Below are 22,814 nucleotides of genomic sequence, written 5' to 3' on the forward strand. Positions count from 1 at the left end.
CAAGGATGGCTATTTGTAGAAATTATTTAATCGTAATGCTTTTTGCTAAGTATGTAGGCAAATTGAATACACACCAACTTTAGAACGGAATATCATCTGGATCTGGTTCTTCCTCTTTCACTGCTGGATAAGTGGTTCGCTCATAATTTGTGGGTTGGGGTACGGGTTCATAAGTTTTCGCTTGGGGAGCAACGCCAACAGGATTTGTAGCTGGGGTAGGCGCTGGACGTGGTGACTCGTAACTGGGAACGTCTTTCTGTGCAGGACGAGATGCTGCTGGTTGTCGTGGAGCAGTTTCAGTGAATGATGGAGTTACGGTTGCTGAGGGCAATGGATCAGTATTAAAACTACCTCCAACAGGTTGAATTTGTTGTACTGTCAATTCAGCGCGTTTTTCTTTAAAACCTTCTTGACGATCAACAGTATTCATGCTTAAACGTCCTACCAGGATGACGCGATCGCCTTGGTGATAGTTTTGCTGAATTTCTGTCGCTAAATTCCCCCAGCCGACAACTTTCAACGTAGCTGGCGGATCTTCTGGTTTCTGGGAATTAGGAAACTGCACCAGCATTTCCGTGACTCCCAGATTATCGGCTGTATAGCGGAGTTGCGGTTCGTTGATAATTTCTGCCATCAAAACGCAGCTGTTCATTAAAATTACTCCTGACTGCAAAAAGTACTGATTCCAAAAGACAAGGTTTTTCTATGTAGTGCCAATTAATATCTAGATAGGTTTAATCTTTTGCATTTTTTAATAATGTTTGAACAAATTTTCTACGTCCACTCTGAGTTTTTAGTCCTTTCTAGCATAAAAGCCAAGCGATCGCTTTGAACAGCATAGAGTATGCTGCTCTCCACCTTCGCCTGACTAAATGAGCATTGAATTCTGTCTGGAGTAGTATAATTGTACCATCCATCCATTCAATATAAAAAGTTTTTGCCAAAAATTAAGTCTTCACATGAACTGGAAAAACACCCAAGGCAATCAACCTGCCTGGAAGGTCGCGCAATATGGGTAAGCGCAAAAACGCAGGTGGTACAAAGGTGCGATTTGAGGCAAGAACAGGGGCAAACACCCGCTTTTGGATAAAAGTTTGAAACGCCTGAATGATGCGTGTGGGCAACTCGCGTTGACGCTGTACTTTTGCTAGATCGCTAAGTTGTACCTGTCCGTTTTTGAGCGGTTTGCTGAGTACATTCGCTGCGACTACAGCATCTTGAATCGCGTAATTAATGCCAACTCCACCAACGGGGGACATTATATGGGCAGCATCACCAATAAGTAACAAACCTGGACGATACCAGCGTTTGACGCGGCTGGACTCGACCGAGAGAAAAGCTATTTGTGACCAATCATGTAAATTTTGGATGCGTTGCTGGAATTCTGGCACTACTTCCACAAAAGATTTTTTTAATTCCTCCAAACCCGCAGACCGCAGTTGTTGATAGCCTCCCTTGGGGATGACATAGGCAACTTGCCACTCATCACCACGGTCAAGCATGGCAATAATTTTACCTTTACCAAAGCGCCCCATTCCCCCCTCTGGGTCTTCTGGCTGACGGGGTAGGCGGAACCAGAGGACATCCATTGGTGGCGAGGTTTCGATGGACTCAAACTCACCCAGGTGGCGCAAACGTGAGTGGCGACCATCTGCACCCACTGTCACTATTGCGCGGATTTCATGCCAGCCACCGCCTCCCCGATAGCGGACACCTTGAATTACGCCATTTTCCGTAATTAATTCTTGTACATTCGCACCCATTACCAGATGAAAATTAGGATATTTTTGTGCTTCTTGGGTGATGAACTCCAGGAATTTCACTTGCGGAAGCATTGTAATGTAGGGGTAATGGGTTTTTAGATGGCTAAAATCTGCCAATGTGACAGTATCTTCAGGAGTTTTAAACCTAATTTGGCGCATTTTGGCATGGGGAAGTTTTAGCAAGCGATCGCTAAGTCCCAATTCTTCCATAATTTCCATCACCGATGGATGAATCGTATCGCCGCGAAAGTCGCGATCAAAATCTTTGTGTGCTTCCAGCACCATCACCGAAATGCCTTGACGCGCTAACAACAGCGCCAAAACTGCTCCTGCTGGCCCCCCACCCACAATGCAACAATCTGTGGTTTGTGCATCTACAATGTCATGGACAGGGTTAATGCTTGGTTCTTGGGAAAGATTTTTAGGTACATCGGTAGTCATAACAACACCTCTTGATAGCCCTAAAATTCAGGATAGTTTGCTTTTGATGTTGCAAGCTGTTTTTTTTACTTTTCGTATTTACACATAACGTGTATTATGATTGGCGCTAAACTGTCATTGGTCATTAGTCATTAGTCCAATGCCCGATGCCCAATCCCCAATGAAAATAATTAGTTGTGTCCCAAGTTATTTTAGAAAACGTTTATAAAAGTTTTTCCCCGCGTAAAGGGGAAGGTGTTACTTCACAAACTCAATCCCCACTCACGCCTGGGGAGAAAACTGATGCACCCCAAGAACGTGGGGGAAGTGTCAACGTCTTGCGGCGGATTAATCTGACGATCGCAGATGGCGAGTTTATGGTGCTGGTAGGCCCTTCTGGTTGTGGTAAAAGTACCCTGCTGCGCTTAATCGCTGGTTTAGAAGGGATGACTGGCGGTAATATCTGGATAGGCGATCGCTTGATCAATGACCTACCACCCAAAGAACGCGACATCGCAATGGTATTTCAAAATTACGCCCTCTATCCCCACATGACGGTGTACGACAACATCGCTTTTGGGTTACGCCGCCGCTTTGGGAGAGCAGGGGGAGCAGGGGGAGCAGAGGAAGCAGGGGGGGAAATTACTCCCTCATCTCCTTATCTTCGGACGTGGGCAGAAAATCTCTTCGTGAGTGCGACAAGAAAGTTACCGAAAGGACTGCGCTACATTTCTGATAAAGAACGGGCGGTGGATGAACAGGTGCGTAGTGTTGCCCAACTATTGCAAATCGAAACATTGCTGAATCGCTTACCCAAACAGCTATCTGGGGGACAAAGACAACGAGTTGCATTAGGAAGAGCGATCGCGCGTGACCCGCAAGTATTCTTAATGGATGAACCGCTTTCTAACTTAGATGCCAAACTGCGGGCGGAAACCCGCGCTCAAATTGTCAAATTGCAGCGCCAACTGGGGACAACAACAATTTACGTTACCCATGATCAAACAGAAGCGATGACAATGGGCGATCGCATTGCGATTATGTCTGAGGGTAAAATTCAGCAAGTTGCTTCTCCCTTAGAACTTTACAATCGCCCAGCCAATCTTTTTGTCGCAGAGTTCATTGGTTCACCACCGATGAATTTTATTCCTGTAGAATTTCATGCTCCACAGTCGATTACTTATTCCCAGTTTCGTTTCACACTCCCAGAAGTTTGGGGAAGAGCTTTACAAAAATATGATCGAAAAGCTCTAATTTTAGGCATTCGCCCAGAACACTTGAACTTGAGTATGCCTGCTACTAAAAATATACCAGTGCAAGTAGATTTGGTAGAGAATCTCGGTAACGATTCTTTTCTCGCAGTTAAGATTGCTGAACCGGGATCTCAAAGAGCCACTACCAATTACTTACAAGTGCGAATACCACCAGACCGATTTGTACAACCTGGTGAGCAACTATGGTTATCGCTAACTCCAGAGAAAATTCACTTTTTTGACCCGGAAACTGAGCTAGCAATATTTCCCTAAAGTGTGAGTAGGAGAGAAAGAATCTAACCCACCTTCCGCAAAGGGACAAAAAAATCAGAATTGAGAGCAGTTGTTTCAGATTGCAATCTCAAGGCAGAGCATCACAAATTTTATAATAAATTTAATTTATCCTTTTAACAAATAAGACTATTTGCTTTTATTGCATCAATCAATTTATGCTGAAACTAGCAGAGATTTGCACTTTGAACAAATATAAACTTGGCTTGCGATTAATACTAGTCTTTGACTCAGTAATTAACTTTGTAAATCTCTATTACAACACGGCAAAAAGAAACATACCCTTCGGGTGACGCTCCTACGGACGCTCGTTCCTCGCTACTGCTACGCTAACACCAGTCGCCTGCAAAGGAGCCAGTGCGGTCTTGGGGTCTCCCCAAGTGGAGCATCTGGCGTTGGAAACCCTCCCGCAGCGCTGGTTCACCATTTCAAATGGCGCAAGAGCATGGAATACAATTCTTTTGACTTCCGCCTTGTGGTATTAGTGGTATCAAATTTAGGTGTCTTGCCAGCATTCAAACAGCAAACTAATGCTAACTAAATTTCCCAAAGAGACTTTAAGAAAATAAAGGAGAACAATAATTAAATGCTAAATCAGGAGATTGATTATCCTACCATACCCAAGACAAGTGCAATGATCATGAAACTTTTCCAAATCACTCTAGTGGTTTTAGTACTGTTGATAAACTTAGCAATTGCTTTCCCTTCTTGGGCAGACAAAGCGCCGTCTTTAACTAGTAATTCTGACTACTTTCAAGTAGGGCAAAAAGTGATTTGGCTTTACAAACCTCGCGCAGATTCTAGCGATGTCCAAAGAATTCCCGCCGAAGTAGTCAAGTTAAGTTCCAAGCAAGTGCAAATCAAGGTGTATAAACATAATCACGAAATTGTCAATCGTTGGGTGAATCCAAACAAACTTGAGAATTCGCAAAAAGTTAAAGAGTCAGTACTATAAAATTGAGTGATTATTTTTATTTTTTGTAAATCAAAAAAACTGAGCCAATCGGCCCAAGGTTTTCTACATAAGTTTTCTGATTATAATACAATCCTGGAGACATACCGCCATCAAATAATATCGCTTCTTGAATCTTACCTAAACAGTTATTGTTAGCAATACCTTCTAAGACATTATCAAACATGTCTGGCAGTAACTCTTGATTAACTTGAGATAATTCAATATCTGAATTAGCTTTCAAGTCATTAACTAATAAAATTACATAGCCTTGATTAGTAATAGCTGCCATAGAGCGATTTTTAGCATTTTTACAAGCAAATTCTCCTAAATCTTGACAAATATCTTTAAATTTACCCTGACGATAGAATCTGCCATTACCACCCACTAAATTGTAATTGAGAATATCACTTTTTCTTCTACCAGCTTGGATAGTAGCCTGTCGCTGATTAGGTGTACCCCCTGATATCCCAAAGGAAGAACGCTTATTTTTAAATACTCCGGAATACTCGACACCACGAGAAATATTTAAGCCCTGTGGTTTATCATCAGTACCTATATAGTCAGCATTAATTGCGGCAATGGGTAGCTGTCCGTTTAATTTGGCATTCTCATCGCCAATGAGTTCACGAAACTGTTTTGGTACATATTCTTTACGCAGTTTCCCTCTAGCATCTTTGGCGTAGAGTTTATGAGATAGACCAACATTAACTTTGAAATCTAACTCTGCTGATTTAGGATTGAAAATAATCACATTGTTAATACCTCTTTGATTTCTTTTACCTTGATTATTGGTTTTAAAAAAATCGATGCTGAACTTAGCATCTTTACCAGGGCAAGTTTTTGATGCTTTTGGGGCTGAATTCGCCTCAATCTCTTGACAACCTGATAATAAGGTTGCGCCAATTATCAAGATAAATAACAAAAATAATTTTTTTGTATACATAACTAATGCAAAAAAACCGCTACAGAATTACTATAGCGGGGAATAATTTAAAATTTCAGTCTGGAGTTTATCTCAGAGGTTGTTTGAAACCAAAACTTAAGAGAACCATTCTAAAACAGCTTCTTCTTTGGTGTTGGTATTTCTAGATGGTGTCTCACGATTAAATTTCATCTGAATTGACCGGGTTTGCTCACCATCAGCAGCTACAGCCAAAATCGGATAGTCAATTAAACCATCCTGGAAGGACATCTGGAAGCGGAATGTTCCATCTGGATTTAGCTGAATTGGACGGCCGCCAATGGTTACGGTAGCATCTGGTTCGGTTGCACCGTAGACTATCAACTCAGCATCGGCAATTAACCAGAACTGGCGCGGACGCACTGGTACGGCGGAAGCCGAGAAGCCAACACCTGACATTCCTGCACCGGAAGCGGTTAAGCCTGACACGGTAGGAACTGCCCACATACCCACACCAGATGGGAAAACGTAAGAGCTAATAGCTTGTTCAGGACGCGCTGCTCCTGGTACTTGGTGCTGGGAACCGAAGATAGAACCAGCAACCCGTAGTGATTCGGCAGATTCTGCTAAACCAAAGATTTGGTCGTAGATAGGGTTGCCGTTACCATTGACAACAGCAGCATTACCATTGGCGGTAGCTGCAACCTTCTTGGCTGGGGGAACTAGTTCGTATTGAGTCTTACTACGCAAATCTTCTTCAAAGTTAACAGTGATGAAAACATCTTCAATCCAGTCAGAAGGATAAACGGGAGGAATGTGTACTCTAGCAGAACGAGCAAGTACCAACCAGCGACCATCAGCAGCACGATAGCCGATATCTATCACATAATCGCGATCGCTAACTGGAACTGGTAGATACCATTCTCTAGCTAGTTCATCAGCAGGATATTCTTGAATGCTGTGGGGGCTTTGGTATTCGATATTGATGTCGGTGACATCATAAATTCGTAGTGCAAGTTGTTGTCCCCCTTGCCTACGCAGTTCTTCTTTGTGCTCATTGGGAATATCCCAGTAAGTGTAAGCCCACTGAGGATCGCGTGGTAAGAGGACAATCCGGCTTTCACCATAGCCAGAGGGCAAATCTGCGAGTCCTTCATCAACATCAGCCAAAGATCCACCAGTTCGATCTTCCTGACCTAATTCAAACTTTGCAGCTTCCACGGTTTCCTGTGCCTCCAATGAACGAGATGGACTAAGTAAATTTTTACTGCGCTGGACTTCTTGAATTGATGCCAGTAATTGTGATTTACGCATTCGGCTATACCGAGAGATGCTATATTCGCTAGCAACTTTGCGTAGTTGGCGTAAGGTCATCTCCTCTAGGGGCGGGCGTTCTTTTGCCATTATTTTGGCCTCCAGTAGTTTAAGCGGTAAATGATTTCCCCTGGTTAAAGAATGCTATGTAAAATGTCATCCACTCCAGATGAATTTCTTATCCTGACTTCTGGTTTTGCCCAGTTTTTAAGGTTTTTTAGTCTGTTTTTAAATTGGGGTAACATCCAATCAATTCCTTAGTTATGCCATTAGCATTTCTTTGGGATCGAGGAAGTTCTATCTGTTAAGTCAATATTAACCACTAAGCATATCTAGGGATCAAGGGGTCTTAATAGCTTTTTTGCCTGTTTTACGAATTTACAAGCCCTTCTGGGATCGTTTTGTCATAATTTCATGACATTAGTCGCTGCTTAGATGTTGAGCAATAGTAATAATGTCAATTTTTCATGACATTGTGCTTTGGGCATTGAAACCACCACTATAGGGTTTCTAGGTTGAGTCGAATACAGACCTAACCCCCAGCCCCTTCCCTGCAAGGGATGGGGAGTAAGATTCAAAACTTCTCCGGGGTGTATTGCATACAAAAGGAAGGTGCGATCGCTATGATTCAGTCATTACTTAATCAGAAAGAACAAGGAATAAATGACTAACCTGATTCTAGTTGTAGACGACGACGATTTAATGCGATCGCAGCTGTGTGAGCAATTGACACAAGCAGGATATCAGGTGGTAGAAGCGAGTAATGGGTTAGAGGCGATCGCTACCTATACTCGTCTGCACCCAGAGATAGTACTGTTGGATGCCATGATGCCAGTGATGGATGGGTTTAGTTGCTGTGTTCAACTGCAAGCACTTCCCGATGGCAAGAATACACCAGTGTTAATGATTACGGATTTTGATGATCAGGAAACCGTAGAGAGAGCTTTTGCTGTAGGTGCAACTGATTTTATTACCAAGCCGATTCAATGGCTAATATTACGTCAAAGATTACGCCGGATTCTGGGAGCTAGTCAGGCTGTGCAGGAATTACGACAGCAAACTGCACGAGAAACTCAACTCAGGATAGCATTAGACGCGGCTGGCGTGGCCATTTGGAACTGGGATCTGCTAACGCACAAAATTACTTGTTCAGATAATTTGGAAGCGCTTTTTGGCTTAGAGAAAGGGACTTTCAACTACACATATCAAGCTTTCATTAGCTGTATTCATCCCCACGATCGCGATTTCGTGAGGCGATCGCATCAGCAAGCTATTCAGGATCGAGTCAAATACGACATCGAATTTCGAGTCCGGTGTAAAGATGACACCTATAAATGGGTTTTGGATCGCGGTCAGGTAGTATGGGATGAAGATGATAATGTCGTGCGGATGACAAGTTGCTATACAGACATCACTGAACGCAAACAGGCAGAAGAACAACTGCGTCAGAGTGAAGAACGTTTTCAAATAGTCGCCCGTGCTACCAATGATATTTTATGGGACTGGGATTTGCTGACTAATGAGGTGTGGTGGAATGAAGCTTTACAAACACTTTTTGGTTACTCAAAAGAACAAATAACATTCACCGCCCATTGGTGGAGTGAACATATACATCCAGATGACAGGAAGAGAATCGCCACCCAAGCACGGGCACTTATAGATAGCGGTAAAAAATTCTGGTTAAATGAATATCGCTTTCGCCGCAGCGATGGTTCTTATGCTTACATGTTTGATCGCGGCTATGTCGTTCATGACCAGACAGGTAAGCCAGTGCGGATGATGGGCGCGATGATGGATATTACGGAACGCCAAGCTGCCCAGCGTGAGCGCAATCAGGTACAAGCAGAATTAGAACGCCAAAATATGCGATCGCAACTGTTCGCTAATATCACCCTGAAAATTCGTCAGTCTTTACAAATTGATGAAATTCTGCAAACCAGCGTTATAGAGGTACAAAAGCTACTGCTTGCTGACCGTGTATTAATCTTGCGCTTACAGCAAAATGGCTCTTTTCTTGCCGTTCAAGAGGCAGTAGTTCCCGGTTTACCCTTTGTTCTAGGGCAGCAAATTATCGACCCTTGCTTTCGTGACGATTACATTATGCAGTATCGTCAAGGACGAATTAGTTCCATTAACGATATACGAGAAGCTGATATCCAACCTTGCCATGTCGAATTACTGCAACGATTTGCTGTTAGAGCCAATCTTGTAGTCCCCATTTTCATTAAAAATCAACTTTGGGGTCTACTAATTGCCCATCAGTGCGCCCATCCCCGCCAGTGGACTAAATGGGAAGTTGAACTTTTGCAACAGCTGGCAGATCAAATAGGCATTGCCTCAGCTCAAAGCCTAATCCTAGAACAAGAAACTCGGCAGAGGCAAGAACTTATCCGTTCCAATGAAGAATTAAAACAATTTGCATTTGTCGCCTCCCACGATCTGCAAGAGCCACTACGTAAGATTAAAAGCTTTGGCGATCGCCTCAAAACTACCTGTGGCGATACGTTAACTGAACAGGGACGTGACTATCTAGAACGAATGCAGAATGCTGCATCGAGAATGCAAACATTAATTGAAGACTTGTTAACACTTTCACGAGTTACTACCAGAGCGCAACCTTTTGTATCAGTAAATCTCACAAAGATTGCCCAAGAGGTATTGTTTGATTTAGAACTTTATGTGCAACAAACTGAAGGAAGTGTAGAAATCGGGGAATTACCCACCATTGAAGCCGATCCTTTACAGATGCGTCAATTGCTGCAAAATCTCATTGGTAACGCCCTCAAATTCCACCGTCCACATATACCACCTGTTATCAAAATCTATAGTCAATTTTTAAACAATCAAGCAGATAACATACTTACTCATTCTGAACTTTGTCAAATCATCGTAGAAGATAATGGTATTGGTTTTGAAGAAAAATATCTTAATCGAATTTTCAATGTTTTTCAACGATTACATAGTAGCATTGAGTACGAAGGTACTGGCATAGGTTTAGCTATCTGCCGGAAAATTATTGAGCGTCATCACGGAAATATCACAGCCCAAAGTATACCTGGGCAAGGATCAAAATTTATGATCGTATTGTCAATGAATTCGCATTCTTGATTTTTATTTCTGGAGAGGGATAATATTAGACCCCAAAATTAGCTTAATTCTACAACTGCGCTCTGTAATTTGTCGATTGATGCATTGTAAAAACTAGTCATTATGTTAAGTATTAATGAGATTCGATTATTTCGGGCTATTGGCGATTACGACATGCAGTTTAGTGTTAAATATTAACGAAAAAATCAGCTTTCACAGCTAAATATATAAATTGCATATTTGATTCTTTATGTCAATGCAAGAGTTGCCATCTGTGTGTGCCAAGTTAATAATTTGTTTCATACTAATACAAAGGAGAAGATGCATAGTGAAGGGTCGAGAAACAAACGTCACAATCTTAATGGCTGATGATGATGAAGACGACTGCATCTTGGTTCGTGAGGCATTGGCAGAAAGTCAATTACCAATTGAACTATACATCGTCAGTAATGGCGAACAGTTGATGGATTATCTGTACCACCGTGGTGGATATGCTAACAACAGCATACCGCATCCCGATTTGATTTTGTTAGATTTGAACATGCCCAGAATTGGTGGTCTGGAGGCGCTCAAAGAGATAAAAACTGACCCACAATTGCGGCAAATTCCAGTTGTTATCCTGTCAACATCACGAAGGGAAGAAGATATATATAATACTTACAATTTGGGTGCAAACTCCTTCATCACTAAGCCAGTGACTTTTGCTTCATTAGTTGAGGTCATGAAGACTCTAGTTAAATACTGGTTTGAAATTGTGAAACTGCCACTAGAAGCTGTGGGAGATAAACATGAACAACAGCCCTATCAAAGTTCTGTTCATTGATGATGACGAAGACGACTATATTTTGACTCGTTATTGGTTCAGTGAATTTCAAGCAGCAAACTGCGAGTTGGAATGGGTAAATAATTATGAAGCAGCAAGGAATGCGATCGCTTGCGATCAACATGACATTTATCTTGTAGACTACCGCTTGGGTGCAGACAGTGGACTGGAACTTTTGCGCGAAGCAATTGCCAACGGCTGTTGTTCTCCGATAATTTTGCTGACTGGCCAGGGCGATTGGGAAATAGATATTGAAGCGATGAAAGCCGGAGCCGCAGATTATCTTGAAAAAAGCCAGTTGACTGCACCTTTATTAGAGCGTTCTATTCGTTATGCCATTGAGCGCAAACAAACAGAACAGAAAATCCGCGAACAAGCTGCTTTACTAGATGTTGCCACCGATGCAATTTTTGTGTGTGATTTAGAAGAGAAAATTTTATTTTGGAACAAAGCTGCTGAGAGTCTGTACAGTTGGAATAAAGAAGAAGCTATCAATAAAAAGACACGAGTTCTCTGGCATGAAAAACATGTGTCTCAAGTTGAAAAAGCACTCAATATTATGATGAAAAATGGCTCTTGGGAGGGTGAGTTACATCAAAAAACAAAATCAGGTAGAGAAATTATTGTTGAAAGCCGTTGGACGCTAGTGCATGAATTCGGTAATAAAGCACAATCTATTCTGATTGTTAACACTGACATCACGCAAAAAAAACTACTAGAAGCACAATTTCTCCGTGCCCAACGATTGGAAAGTATTGGTACTTTAGCCAGTGGTATTGCCCACGACCTAAACAATATTCTTGCCCCGATTCTGATGACAGCCCAACTGTTAGAGATACAAATTCATGATGAACGTTCTCGGCGACTATTGCAAATATTGATTACAAACGCTAAACGTGGAGCTACTTTAGTTAAGCAAGTCTTATCTTTTACTCGCGGAATTGAGGGCGATCGCACTATATTGCAATTAAAGCATTTAATAGTAGAAATTCAGCAAATTATTAGAGAAACTTTTCCCAAATCCATTGAGGTTTCCACTCAAATTTCGCCAAATCTTTGGCCTGTATGCGGCGATGCTACCCAATTGCATCAAGTACTGATGAATTTGTGTGTCAATGCCCGTGATGCTATGCCAAATGGGGGAACTTTAAAAATATTAGCAGAAAACCTCTTAATTGATGAAAATTACGCCAAAATGAATATAGATGCTAAAGTTGGTCACCACATTGTTATTACTGTTAGTGATGGCGGAATTGGTATTCAAACAGAAATATTAGATCGAATATTTGAGCCATTTTTTACTACTAAACAACTCGGTAAAGGTACTGGTCTTGGTCTTTCTACAGTACTTGGCATTATTAAAAGCCACGGCGGTTTTATCGACGTAGTAAGCGTTGAAGGAAAAGGCAGCCAATTTAAAGTATATTTGCCAGCACAAGAGGCGGCAGTAACTATAGAAGAACAAGAAGAGGGATTACCCTTAGGACAAGGAGAATTAATTTTAATTGTAGATGATGAACCTGCCATTATAGATGTGACAAAAACATCTCTAGAAAGCCATAACTACAAAGCAATCACAGCTAGCGATGGTATTGAAGCAATAGCCTTATATGCAGAACATCGAGATAAAATATCTCTTGTCTTAACTGATATGCTCATGCCGTCAATGGATGGGATAACTACTATCCGCACGCTGCGAAAAATTAACCCAAATGTCAAAATCATTGCTGTCAGTGGACTGACTTCGCAAGATAAAGTTAATACAGCTTATGACATGGGTATCAAAGCTTTTTTATACAAGCCTTATACAGCTAGCCAATTATTGCAAACTATTAGCACAGTCAAAAATAATTAGAAGTTGGGCATTGAGCATTGGAAATTACTAATAGACATAGGAGTGAAAATGAATGTAGAGACGTTGCATTGCAACGTCTATCCAGGGGTTTCAGGTGACGCATAATTAATTTCTGGAAAGATCTAATTTATTTTTCAAAGTTGAGAGTTATAATTTAAGAATTGCTAACTCCCAACTCTTCACTCATAACTCTTAATTATTTAATTACCCATGACTAAGGATGAAGTCTTAGCGGCTAATGCGGCTTTTTATCGAGCTTTTGAAAGAAAAGATATAGAGACAATGAGTGCAGTATGGTCACAAGGAACTGGTAGTTTTTGTATTCATCCTGGAAGTAATATACTGCGAGGTTGGAAGGAAATTCGCACCTCTTGGGAGCAGATATTTAAAAACACCGCTTATATTGAAATAAACACAGATATAATTGCTACAGAAATCACTGAAAAAATTGCTTATGTTGTGCTGAGAGAAAATGTGTTCCAAGTGGTAGGTGGCAGAAGACTTGAAGCACAATCAACAGCTACAAATATATTTCAGTTCCTTGGCGAGAAGTGGTATTTAGTACATCATCACGGTAGCCCAATTTTGCGGTAGATCAACTACTAACCAATGCCCAATGCTCAATGCCTAATGACTAATCAAATCTTGAAACCGCTGGTCTTCTCGAATATTGCCAAAATTAAGATCAGTTTTTGCTGTCTCTCGATATTCAGGATTGAGGTTGATAGCTTGTTGCAAATTATCTATTGCCAAATCGATATTCCCTAGCAAACTATAACAGTAAGCTTTGTTATAGCAAGCATCGTGATAGTCGGGTTTGATTTCGAGGGCTTTGTCATAAGAGGCGATCGCTTTTTCTAATCTTCGCAAATTAAATAGTACAATGCCCCGGTTGTACCAAGCATCGTGATAGTCGGGTTTGATTTTGAGGGCTTTGTCATAAGAGGCGATCGCTTCTTCTAATCTTCGCAAATTAAATAGGGCATTCCCCCGGTTGTTCCAAGCTTCGTGGTAGTCGGATTTAATTTTGAGGGCTTTATCGTATGAGATGATCGCTTCTTTTAATCTTTCCAAATTTTTTAGCGCAATACCCCGGTTGTACCAAGCTTGGTGGTAGTCGGGTTTAATTTTAAGGGCTTTGTCGTATGAGGCGATCGCTTCTTCTAATCTTCGCAAATTAACTAGCGCAATACCCCGATTGTACCAAGTTTCGTGGTCGTTGGGTTTAATTTTAAGGGCTTTGTCATAAGAGGCGATCGCTTCTTCTAATCTTTCCAAATTAACTAGCGCAATGCCCCGATTGTACCAAGCTTCGTGACCGTCGGATTTGAATTTGATGGCTTGGTCGTATGAGGCGATCGCTTCTTCTGATCTTCTCAAATTAACTAGCACATTGCCTTTGGCAAACCAGATAGAAGGGGAATCAGGTGTGAAAGTGAGAGCTTTGTTTAAGCAACGTAGTGCATCTTGATAGCGTTTTAAGTTAATTAGATTCCAGCTAAAACTCAATAGGAAAGCTGGAATTTCTTGGTGTTTCTCTGCTAGCTGCAAAATCAACCGCGTGAAGCGCAATGTGTATTCGCCTGCTTCTACTTGCTTTGGCTTGGCCTCAATTTGCCCATCACGTGGTTCTAGGATGCGTTCAGCTGAAATCAGATAATTGGTAGCCCTGCGTATTTGCCAATAATACCAAAGCTGCTGCCAGAAATTTCTCGCCGCTAACATCCGTGCAGTCGCCTCCACTGTGAAGCGATAAAGTGGAAGGTCGAATTGTTGCAGCAAGTCCACGGCATCATAAATATAGCGGCTCACAGAATACTTCTCTACTGCCTTGTTATAACGATTTTTCCAAGTGTCTTTTAGGGTGTCGCGGTAATTTTGTACAGTCAAAGCCAAGCTTTCATTTTGCAGGCGGTGGAGATTCTCGACTACATTTCTAAATGTGCTGTCATTGCGCCTAGCTAGTTCGGGATATTGTTCTGTCTCTGCTTTGATGTTAGTCTCAGGAACCGTTTTTGCTAACATCGCAATGATGGCATCATCTTCTGGTTGTGGCAATTCATAAGTTTTAAATCGGTTCCACAGCTTGGGGTATTTATCCCATTGCAGTTTTTCCCAAGGACTGGGTTTTCCAATATCTTCGGAGTATCTTTCATTTCGTGCAGTGGCGATGACGCGGATTTCTGTCGGTTCGCATAACTCTTCATACTTATTTAAAGCTTGCAACAGCCTTTCTTGCAAGGGGACTTGAAACCTTTCTGCTAAACTTCTCTCGGCTTCTGGGGATATTTCGTGGCGGCTAGCATACATTTTCTGATTGAGATCATCAAAGAAAAACAGCAATTTGCGGTTTGTGCCTATCTCCTTTGGCATAGCCGCCGGAATATCTAGCCATTCTCCTAATTTGAGGTAAAGCACCGTCCAGCCTTCTTGGTTAAGATACTTTGCCAACTCGGCTGCTTCCCGCGTTTTCCCTAATCCCGTGCGTCCTAAAATCAATATCCAGCGATGTTCTTCTAGCTGCCGCTTTAGCTCATTGCGGATGTGACGATTTGGTACACGTTGTTGGTAAACTATGTTTCTATCAGCCAAAGGGTCATCATCATTACCACCTAAAATTCGCTGCATCAAGTCTTGACTCTTCGGTTTAATCACCTCAAAGGCAAAAGTTTTCTCCGGAATGCGTCGCTGGCGGTATTGCCAAATGAGCCACCAGAAAACACCGACGATCGCAGGGAACGCACCTGAGAGCAGGTTGTTAATAAAGTCTTTGTTGTTGTTGTAGAATTCTACAATTGGCTGGAGAAGGTTAAACACGCAGTTTATTTTGAGCGAACACTACCTAATTGCTCCTTAACCACAGTGTAATTCTTCTTACTACTCGCTATGAAGCCCTTAGCTTTTAAAAATAACTGCTGATTCAACCTTATTTTAGTATTGGTGTACCACCTTTTAACTCGAAACTTCGACCTTTGAACTGGGAACTCCGACCTCTGAACTCGAAACCCAAGCCAAAAGCCTTATAATTTTGTCTCCCAACTCCAAAGGACAAATGACTAATGACAAATAACTAGTGACTAATCAACTCCACTGCATCTCGTTCATCGAAATTTTGTAAGTAAACTTTGACAACTTCTTCCTTAGCAGTAGGTAACTTCTTGCCAATAAAATCGGGGTGGATTGGTAATTCTCGGTGGCCCCTATCTACCAGCACAGCTAAACGAATCACCTCTGGTCTACCGTAATCGTTGACTGCGTTCAAAGCAGCGCGAATCGTCCGTCCTTTGAAAATTACATCATCCACAAGTACAACGGTTTTCCCCGTCAGGTCAAAAGGAATTTCGCTTTTCGCTGGAGTCCGCAATCCAATTTTGTCGAGGTCATCTCGGTAAAATGTAATGTCCAAAGCGCCAACTGACACGGCTACACCTTCGAGCGACTCAATCTGACGTGCCAACAATTCGGCTAATAACGCACCTCTTGTATAAATACCAAGAAGCACCAGTTGAGATAAATCGCGTGTCCTTTCCACAATTTGAGAGGCAAGGCGAGTCAAGGTACGACGGATTTCTTCTGACGAGAGAATTTCAACTATTTTGGCAGACATAGTGAGTGATAAGTTAGGGGTGATGAGTTAGGAGTTAGGAGTTTTTATTCTTAACTCCTGTACAGACGTGATTAATCGCGTCTCTAACTTTATATTTATCATTACCTATTTGGAAGTATTAAGAATATTGCGATCGCTATCCCTAACCATACCAAAAAACAATATCGGGTCAACTGCAAAGCATTCTGAATGGAAGTTGCAGTAATGGGATAAATAGCATCTCCTAGCAGTGGTTTGTACTTAGCTACCCCGCGATACCAATTTGTACCCCCCATCTGCACACCCAAAAAAGCAGCATAGGCGCACTCACTCCAGCCAGAATTGGGACTAGGATCGTTAATTGCATCCCGACGACAAATTTGCCAAACATACATCGGTTTACCCGATAACAGCGCCAGAGTCATAACTGTTAACCGACAAGGTAGCCAAGTCAAACAATCTTCTAACCGCGCACAGAACCATCCCAAATAAGTATAGGGTGCTTCTCGATAGCCCACCATTGAATCAAGGGTACTGCTAGCTTTATATGCTAAAGCCAAAGGAGTTGGCCCCACAACTGGCACAAAGACACCAACAATTGCATAAAAAAGTGGAGCCATCACCCCATCAGTGGCATTTTCTGCAACCGTTTCTAAAACGGCTCGGTAAATTTCTGTTTGTGAGAGGTTTTGGGTATCCCGACCAACATAATTACTTAAAATCTTTCGAGCTTTTTCCAAATCTCCTGTTGTTAAAGGTTCTAAAACAGCCACTGCTGCGGCTCGTAAACTTCTACCAGCAAAACAACTAGCCAAAAGAATGCTATTTATGGCAATTCCCAACAACGGATGAACCAATTTGGCACTTTGAATAATCAAAAAGCCAACAAGCGCACTACCAATTATCAGGATAATACCTAGTAAAATTCCAGCTAGGCGTTGCGTTAGAGAATTTTGACATAATTTAAGAGAAAATTTGGTCAGACCAGAAATTACCCACCCCATAACTTGCACTGGATGAGGCCAATTCCAAGGATCGCCAATTAAGTAATCTAAAAGTGCAGCGATTATTAAGATATAGATGCTATTGCTCATAAGTTACGAGTCAAAAATCAATATTTGAACGTATTGACTTTTGACTAAACCACAAAACTAGCTTCTTCTCCAAGAGCAGCTTGCCAGCTACGAGCATCATAATAAAGGTCTGCCAAAGTAATACTGTATAAAGCTTCTTTAAGCTTTTGGTTGAGTCTCTGCCATAGGCTAAATGTTACCCAATCTTCAGCTTGTGCAGGTGCTGGGGTGTGATGGGGTAAAGGGCTAGTCTCGCCAACTGCTTCTAAAATTTGTCCTATAGATATTTGTGCAGGCTCTCTTGCCAATTGGTATCCGCCGATGCTACCACGAATTGATTTTACTAAAGATGCACGACGCATTTCTATTAGTAGTTTTTCAAGGTAAGGAGCTGGAATATCTTGGCGTTTAGCGATCGCTCTTACAGATACAGGGCCATATTTTGGCTGTAAACTCAAATCTAGCAACGCCTTCACACTATAGTGTCCTCTGGTAGTTAGTTTCATTTTGGTAAGCTTTATTGTTTGTCCTCTGTCTTATGTAAATAACCAATTGACCAATAACCAATTATCAATGGTTAAGGATCAGTTTTACTTATCATTCTGTGACACTGTTATCATCCTCAGCAAGTAAACAACTTTTCGAGCGTCACTTTAGAAAACTTAAAACTTGTATAGTCTAGCAGTGATTCACTAACTATATATAGATAGTTATCAGCATTGCCAGCGTTATCTAAAATAGATTGTCTTAGCAATATTGGTAATGGGATAACAATTGTGCATCTGAGTGTAATATACTTGGCTAGGTTGAGATAAAAACTAAAGGATTATGTTCCTATTAGCTCAACGTCAGCTAAAATAAAATCGATTCCAACACTTCAAACATTCATTTTCGACCTAAGTTGATGCCTAAACAGAAAAAAATTGAACCCCTACTCGGTGAAGAACTGCTCAAAAAAGTCAAAGAGCTAGAGAACGAGAGTAAAGAAGACAAAGCCAAAAAGTGCGGCTACTATACCGTTACCAAAAATGGTATAGAGCGTGTCAATATGATGAAATTCTTAAATGCCCTAATTGATGCTGAAGGCATTCAGTTGGATAGTACACCCAGTGCTAATGGGCGTGGTGGACGTAGTGCTAGCTATAGAATTAGTGTGCAATCGAATGGTAACTTACTGATAGGTTCAGCTTATACAAAACAGATGAATCTAAAACCAGGAGATGAGTTTCTGATCACTTTAGGTAAAAAGCACATTCGTCTAAAACAGGTAGACCCAGAAGATCGGGAAGGTGATGAAGACATAGACGCTACAGCTTAATAAATGGTCATTAGTCAATTGTCATTTGTCCTTTGTGAAAACCAATGACCGATGACCAATGACCAATGACTAATGACTAATGAATATATCTGTGGTTGGTAAGGCCGGAAAATAGTGGAGAAGTGCTTTGCGCGTAACTGCTAAATTGCAGGTTAATGCAATTTGCTCTTTTTCTAGTAAACCCAAAATGCGATCGGGTTTATCTCGTGCTACTACTGGTAATTGATGCAAACCTCTAAGACTCATGCGGTCTAAAGCTTCAGATAATAGTTCATCTTGCCATGCATAAAGGATTTCAGTAGTACAAATGTCTATGAGAGTTTGACTAGATAAATTATCTGGAATTTCAGTTGGTGAATTTGAGTAAGTTTGCCAAAGAGCAAGGGCACGGTTAATATCTTCCAGAGAGAGTATGCCAATTAATTGCTCTGCTTCATCAACTACTAAAGCACTGCGGACGCGATCGCGGATCATTTCTACAGCTGCATCTAATACTCCAAGAGTTGCAGGTAACTTTTTTGGGCAGGGATACATAGCATCTTCTACCAAAATTTGCTGTACAATTTCCGCTTGTTCATCTTTCAATTCAGAAAGACCAATTTGTTGTAAGTTAGAGTTAGAGTTAAAAGTTGGTTTAATCCTTTCCACTAGCCAAACACTCAAACCCACAGCTGCCATCAACGGTAAAACAATGCGATAGTCGCGGGTTAATTCAAACAGCATTAAAATAGACGTTAAGGGCGCTCTAACACTACCAGCTAACACTGCTGCCATTCCTACCATTGCATAAGCTGGGGGAGCCGCCATCAGATCGCAAAGAGCCGGGAATGCCACAGCCAAAATTTTGGCGTAAGCCGATCCGAAAGAAGCGCCTAAAAACATTGCTGGTGCAAACAAACCGCCGATGAAACCACTACCTGCACTAATTGCAGTCATCACTAACTTCACCACCAACAGCACCACCAATAGGTAGAGTGGAAACTCCACATCCTGAAGCATTGCTTCTACAGTTTCATAACCCACACCCAGAATTTGCGGGAAGTGCAAAGCAACTGCGCCAATCATCACACCGCCAATAATTGGATGAATCGGCTCAGGAATTTGTCCCAAAAAGGCAAAACCTGGAACCTTGCCAGCAAAGCAGGCTTTTGCTCCCCGAATTGATTGAGTATAAGTGACAGAAATTAGGCTGGCCCCTAAACCCAAGCCAAGGTAAAGGGGTAATTCTAAAGGACTGCGGACTTGGTAGACAGGTAAATCAAAAGCAGGTTGTGCCCCCAAACCAATTTGGGCAATTAATGCTGCTACCACCGCCGCTAACAGCACCACACTCACCGCAGAAGTAGCGAAAGATGTCGCCCCCATCACCACCTCTAGAGCAAAAAATACTCCAGCGATGGGAGCATTAAATCCAGCCGCAAGTCCAGCCGCCGCGCCAGCACCTAAAAGCAAACGTTGGCGTTCTTGAGATACATTCAGGATCACAGACAACAACATCCCAAAATTTGCGCCAATTTCTACACTCGGCCCCTCTGGGCCCAAAGAAGCACCGCTACCCAAAGAAACAGATGCAGCCAGCATCTTCGTAACTGGTCGTAGTGGTTGCTTAATCTCTGTTCCTTGAGAAGCGGCGATAAGAGATGAAAGTCCAGGGCCAAAATCTTGAGTGCGCCAGCGCATCAAACCAACGATTAATCCCCCAAGAGTGGGAACGCAGGCTAAAGTCCAAGCACCCCAGACGCCGATTTGACCCATTAAATTTTCCAGCATCAACTGGTGAATCAGTTGGATTAAATAGTGAAAGGTGACTATACCCATACCCGTACCACCGCCAATGAGCATGGCTAAAAACAGGACAACGGTTTCTGGGGATGGTTGAAAACGATTAATTAGGTAGGCTAAACGAGCGGAAGGTGTAGGAAAGGCAGGTTGTTCCGTTACCTTCCTTAGTTGAGTGGGAGGCAAGAGAGTCATTGAGAGGCGGGGTAAATGTAAGAAAAAATTTAAATTTTTATCTGTTACTTATCATTGTGAGCCATTATTTAGCAACCAGACAAGTAGACTTTATTTGCTTGATTTACAAAGATTTAGTAAAAAATGTGATTGTGCAAATTTTTATGGGGAAAATGGTTACATGGGAGACAATTATTTAAGGGTCAGCGATGCCTAGTTTGGATGTAGCTGCGGCTAGTGGGGTGGGAGTGAGCGCCAACGCTATTCTTTCTAAAGACAACAAGTTTTTGTGGGCTGGGTGGACGCACCCACGAATATTAACTAGTAGTCCATTAAAGAAACTTTGCGGAGGTTTATGGTAAGAAAATCAAGTTGTTTTCTTCCCCTGCTTCCCTTCACCCGTCATTTTTGGGTTGGTCAAGTACTAGGAGTCATCCTTACCTAAATCTAGCTATACTCGTGTTGCGACCATTGGCCATCCTTGGTAGTAATACAATATATGTATGATTTATGGCTGATGTCAGACCATACTTGGAAGTCTGCTAAGTATTGATCGGAATTCAGTATAGCTATTGTTATAGAGCGAGTAAATGGACTAGGCGGACGAGGTAAATGAATATACACACCTTTGATAATCATTATGTTACTTGCCCAATTTGTCAAAGAAATAATACGCCCAAACTAGTTAAAACGCGCATGGGCTTGTTTTGCTGTCCCAATTGCCAGGAACGGCTAGTAGTTTGCCAAAGTGGTCATTATGTGCGCGATCCATTTACTTGGAGACAATTGATGGTTGCTTCGTCGCTACGTCGTCAAAGCCGACCTTTAGCTAGGATTATCAGAGATTTTGTCTTGCTGAAACGTCCTATGGTAGCCTTGGCTGTAGGGAGTGCGATTTTCTTTAGTGCGATCGCCTTAACTCAAGAAAGGACAAACTACGATCACCCAGGATTACCCACAACAGAGAAAGTTAATAAACCAGGAAACAACTCTCAGTAAATGGATTACTTTGGTATAAATCAAATCTTACTTTGGTTTTTGTAATATTATAACTAAATACTTCTATGAAACCGTGTCTTATTGCCCTAAATAGGACACGATTTTACATTATGTTCGCTTAAATATACCTCTCTGAAAAATACCTAAATTCAGCTATTTAGTGAGTATCAACACACCGACGGCTAATAGAGATAAAATAGAAATTATAAATTTGTAAGCACAATATAATAACCATTCATGAAATAAATTTTTGATAGTCAACTTGAAGCAGAATACATGGATGCGGATAACTGGACATATCAACTACAAAAGGTACAACCCATGAGTTCTCGCGCACTGTTGTTAGTAAATCGTCATGCCCGCCAAGGAGAAAAGGGTATATCGGAAGCGATTGAATATCTAAAATCACTCGGCTTTGATTTAATTGAGGAGTCTACAGAAGACCCCAAACATCTTGCTGAAGTTATAGTTCGCTATCAGCATCAAGTTGACTTAGTAATCATTGGTGGAGGAGATGGAACTCTCAATGCGGCAGTAGATGGTTTAGTTAAGACTCAGTTGCCCTTGGGAATTTTGCCTTTAGGAACTGCCAATGATCTGGCTAGAACTTTGGGAATCCCAAACTCCCTCAGCGAAGCTTGCAACATTATTGGATATAAAAATTCACACCGCATAGACTTGGGTTGGGTGAACGACAAGCACTTTTTTAACGTTGCCAGTCTGGGATTGAGTGTAAAAATTACTCAGCGACTTACCAAAGAAGTCAAACGCCGTTGGGGAGTATTTGCTTATGCTGCCACTGCATTGCAAGTGATTTTGGAAGCTAGACCTTTTACTGCGGAGATTTTAATCAATGGTGAATTAGTTCGCGTGAAAACAGTGCAAATTGCTGTGGGTAATGGCCGCTATTACGGTGGTGGTATGGCAGTGGCTGACGATGCAACAATAGATGATCAAAGGTTAGACCTTTATAGCTTAGAGATTAAAAATTGGTGGGAGATTCTACTATTACTCCCGGCGATGCAACGAGGGCGACATATACATTGGAAGAGTGTACGCTCTCTTCAAGGTCAAGAAATAGAGGTGCGAACTCGCAAACCTCGCCCTATTAATACTGATGGTGAAATTACTACCTATACACCTGCTCATTTTCGAGTTATACCTAAAGCTATAGCTGTTTTAGTACCCCCAGAAATTACGAGTTAAGAGTTATTCTCTCATCT

Annotated in this window: 19 protein-coding genes; 9 read left to right on the plus strand and 10 right to left on the minus strand. The window is 41.7% G+C overall.

Annotated elements, in window-relative coordinates:
• Positions 1-79 precede the first annotated feature (79 nt).
• The 3 genes from RMZ43_RS08015 to RMZ43_RS08025 all read right to left on the minus strand — a co-directional run bounded on the left by RMZ43_RS08015 (position 80) and on the right by RMZ43_RS08025 (position 2,204).
• Positions 80-652: a single-stranded DNA-binding protein gene (locus RMZ43_RS08015; protein WP_322651506.1), complete on the minus strand. Its 573-nt coding sequence runs from the start codon at positions 650-652 to the stop codon at positions 80-82.
• 151 nt (positions 653-803) lie between these two features.
• Positions 804-944: a hypothetical protein gene (locus RMZ43_RS08020; protein ID WP_322653830.1), complete on the minus strand. Its 141-nt coding sequence runs from the start codon at positions 942-944 to the stop codon at positions 804-806.
• Positions 945-947: 3 nt separating this feature from the next.
• Positions 948-2,204: an FAD-dependent oxidoreductase gene (locus RMZ43_RS08025; RefSeq protein WP_322653829.1), complete on the minus strand. Its 1,257-nt coding sequence runs from the start codon at positions 2,202-2,204 to the stop codon at positions 948-950.
• Between the two features lie 176 nt (positions 2,205-2,380).
• Here RMZ43_RS08025 and RMZ43_RS08030 point away from each other — a divergent pair, with 176 nt between their 5' ends.
• Positions 2,381-3,709, plus strand: coding sequence for an ABC transporter ATP-binding protein (locus RMZ43_RS08030; protein WP_322653828.1), 1,329 nt, complete (start codon positions 2,381-2,383; stop codon positions 3,707-3,709).
• 604 nt (positions 3,710-4,313) lie between these two features.
• On the plus strand, positions 4,314-4,682 hold the full coding sequence (locus tag RMZ43_RS08035; protein ID WP_322651503.1) for a hypothetical protein: 369 nt from the start codon (positions 4,314-4,316) through the stop codon (positions 4,680-4,682).
• Positions 4,683-4,698: 16 nt separating this feature from the next.
• Here RMZ43_RS08035 and RMZ43_RS08040 read toward each other — a convergent pair whose 3' ends face one another.
• Together RMZ43_RS08040 and RMZ43_RS08045 are read right to left on the minus strand one after the other, a co-directional pair.
• On the minus strand, positions 4,699-5,625 hold the full coding sequence (locus RMZ43_RS08040) for a phosphodiester glycosidase family protein (protein ID WP_322651502.1): 927 nt from the start codon (positions 5,623-5,625) through the stop codon (positions 4,699-4,701).
• 96 nt (positions 5,626-5,721) lie between these two features.
• Positions 5,722-6,987 carry a DUF4912 domain-containing protein gene (locus RMZ43_RS08045; protein ID WP_322651501.1) on the minus strand — a complete coding sequence of 422 codons (1,266 nt, stop codon included), beginning with the start codon at positions 6,985-6,987 and terminating at the stop codon, positions 5,722-5,724.
• A 573-nt stretch (positions 6,988-7,560) separates the two neighbouring features.
• Between RMZ43_RS08045 and RMZ43_RS08050 the strand changes: the two genes are divergently transcribed.
• The 4 genes from RMZ43_RS08050 to RMZ43_RS08065 all read left to right on the plus strand — a co-directional run bounded on the left by RMZ43_RS08050 (position 7,561) and on the right by RMZ43_RS08065 (position 13,256).
• On the plus strand, positions 7,561-10,005 hold the full coding sequence (locus RMZ43_RS08050; RefSeq protein WP_322653827.1) for a PAS domain-containing protein: 2,445 nt from the start codon (positions 7,561-7,563) through the stop codon (positions 10,003-10,005).
• A gap of 307 nt (positions 10,006-10,312) precedes the next feature.
• On the plus strand, positions 10,313-10,807 hold the full coding sequence (locus RMZ43_RS08055; protein ID WP_322651500.1) for a response regulator: 495 nt from the start codon (positions 10,313-10,315) through the stop codon (positions 10,805-10,807).
• Positions 10,773-12,662, plus strand: a complete 1,890-nt coding sequence (locus RMZ43_RS08060) for a hybrid sensor histidine kinase/response regulator (protein WP_322651499.1) — start codon at positions 10,773-10,775, stop codon at positions 12,660-12,662. Before RMZ43_RS08055 ends, RMZ43_RS08060 begins: the two co-directional genes overlap by 35 nt.
• 210 nt (positions 12,663-12,872) lie before the next feature.
• Positions 12,873-13,256 carry a nuclear transport factor 2 family protein gene (locus RMZ43_RS08065; RefSeq protein WP_322651498.1) on the plus strand — a complete coding sequence of 128 codons (384 nt, stop codon included), beginning with the start codon at positions 12,873-12,875 and terminating at the stop codon, positions 13,254-13,256.
• 33 nt (positions 13,257-13,289) lie between these two features.
• On the opposite strand, the gene RMZ43_RS08070 is transcribed toward RMZ43_RS08065, so the two are convergent.
• The 4 genes from RMZ43_RS08070 to RMZ43_RS08085 form a co-directional block, all read right to left on the minus strand.
• Positions 13,290-15,479, minus strand: coding sequence for a tetratricopeptide repeat protein (locus RMZ43_RS08070; RefSeq protein WP_322653826.1), 2,190 nt, complete (start codon positions 15,477-15,479; stop codon positions 13,290-13,292).
• A 253-nt stretch (positions 15,480-15,732) separates the two neighbouring features.
• A complete protein-coding gene (pyrR, locus tag RMZ43_RS08075) occupies positions 15,733-16,269 on the minus strand; it encodes a bifunctional pyr operon transcriptional regulator/uracil phosphoribosyltransferase PyrR (RefSeq protein ID WP_322653825.1) in 537 nt (178 codons plus the stop codon).
• A 101-nt stretch (positions 16,270-16,370) separates the two neighbouring features.
• Entirely contained in the window at positions 16,371-17,342 is a 972-nt protein-coding gene (gene cbiB, locus RMZ43_RS08080) for an adenosylcobinamide-phosphate synthase CbiB (protein WP_322653824.1), read from the minus strand.
• Positions 17,343-17,386: 44 nt separating this feature from the next.
• Positions 17,387-17,827: an Rrf2 family transcriptional regulator gene (locus RMZ43_RS08085; protein WP_229554448.1), complete on the minus strand. Its 441-nt coding sequence runs from the start codon at positions 17,825-17,827 to the stop codon at positions 17,387-17,389.
• Between the two features lie 398 nt (positions 17,828-18,225).
• On the opposite strand from RMZ43_RS08085, the gene RMZ43_RS08090 reads away from it, so the two are divergent.
• On the plus strand, positions 18,226-18,639 hold the full coding sequence (locus tag RMZ43_RS08090) for an AbrB family transcriptional regulator (protein ID WP_322651494.1): 414 nt from the start codon (positions 18,226-18,228) through the stop codon (positions 18,637-18,639).
• 69 nt (positions 18,640-18,708) lie between these two features.
• Here the strand turns inward: RMZ43_RS08090 and RMZ43_RS08095 are convergent, their stop codons facing one another.
• Complete coding sequence (locus RMZ43_RS08095; RefSeq protein ID WP_322653823.1) at positions 18,709-20,613, minus strand: chloride channel protein; 1,905 nt, start codon at positions 20,611-20,613, stop codon at positions 18,709-18,711.
• Between the two features lie 591 nt (positions 20,614-21,204).
• On the opposite strand from RMZ43_RS08095, the gene RMZ43_RS08100 reads away from it, so the two are divergent.
• A complete protein-coding gene (locus RMZ43_RS08100) occupies positions 21,205-21,591 on the plus strand; it encodes a hypothetical protein (protein ID WP_322653822.1) in 387 nt (128 codons plus the stop codon).
• 321 nt (positions 21,592-21,912) lie between these two features.
• Positions 21,913-22,797, plus strand: a complete 885-nt coding sequence (locus RMZ43_RS08105; protein ID WP_322653846.1) for a lipid kinase — start codon at positions 21,913-21,915, stop codon at positions 22,795-22,797.
• Positions 22,798-22,814 lie beyond the last annotated feature (17 nt).

This window comes from Nostoc sp. CmiVER01, assembly GCF_034531135.2.
In the GTDB taxonomy this organism is placed as follows: domain Bacteria; phylum Cyanobacteriota; class Cyanobacteriia; order Cyanobacteriales; family Nostocaceae; genus Nostoc.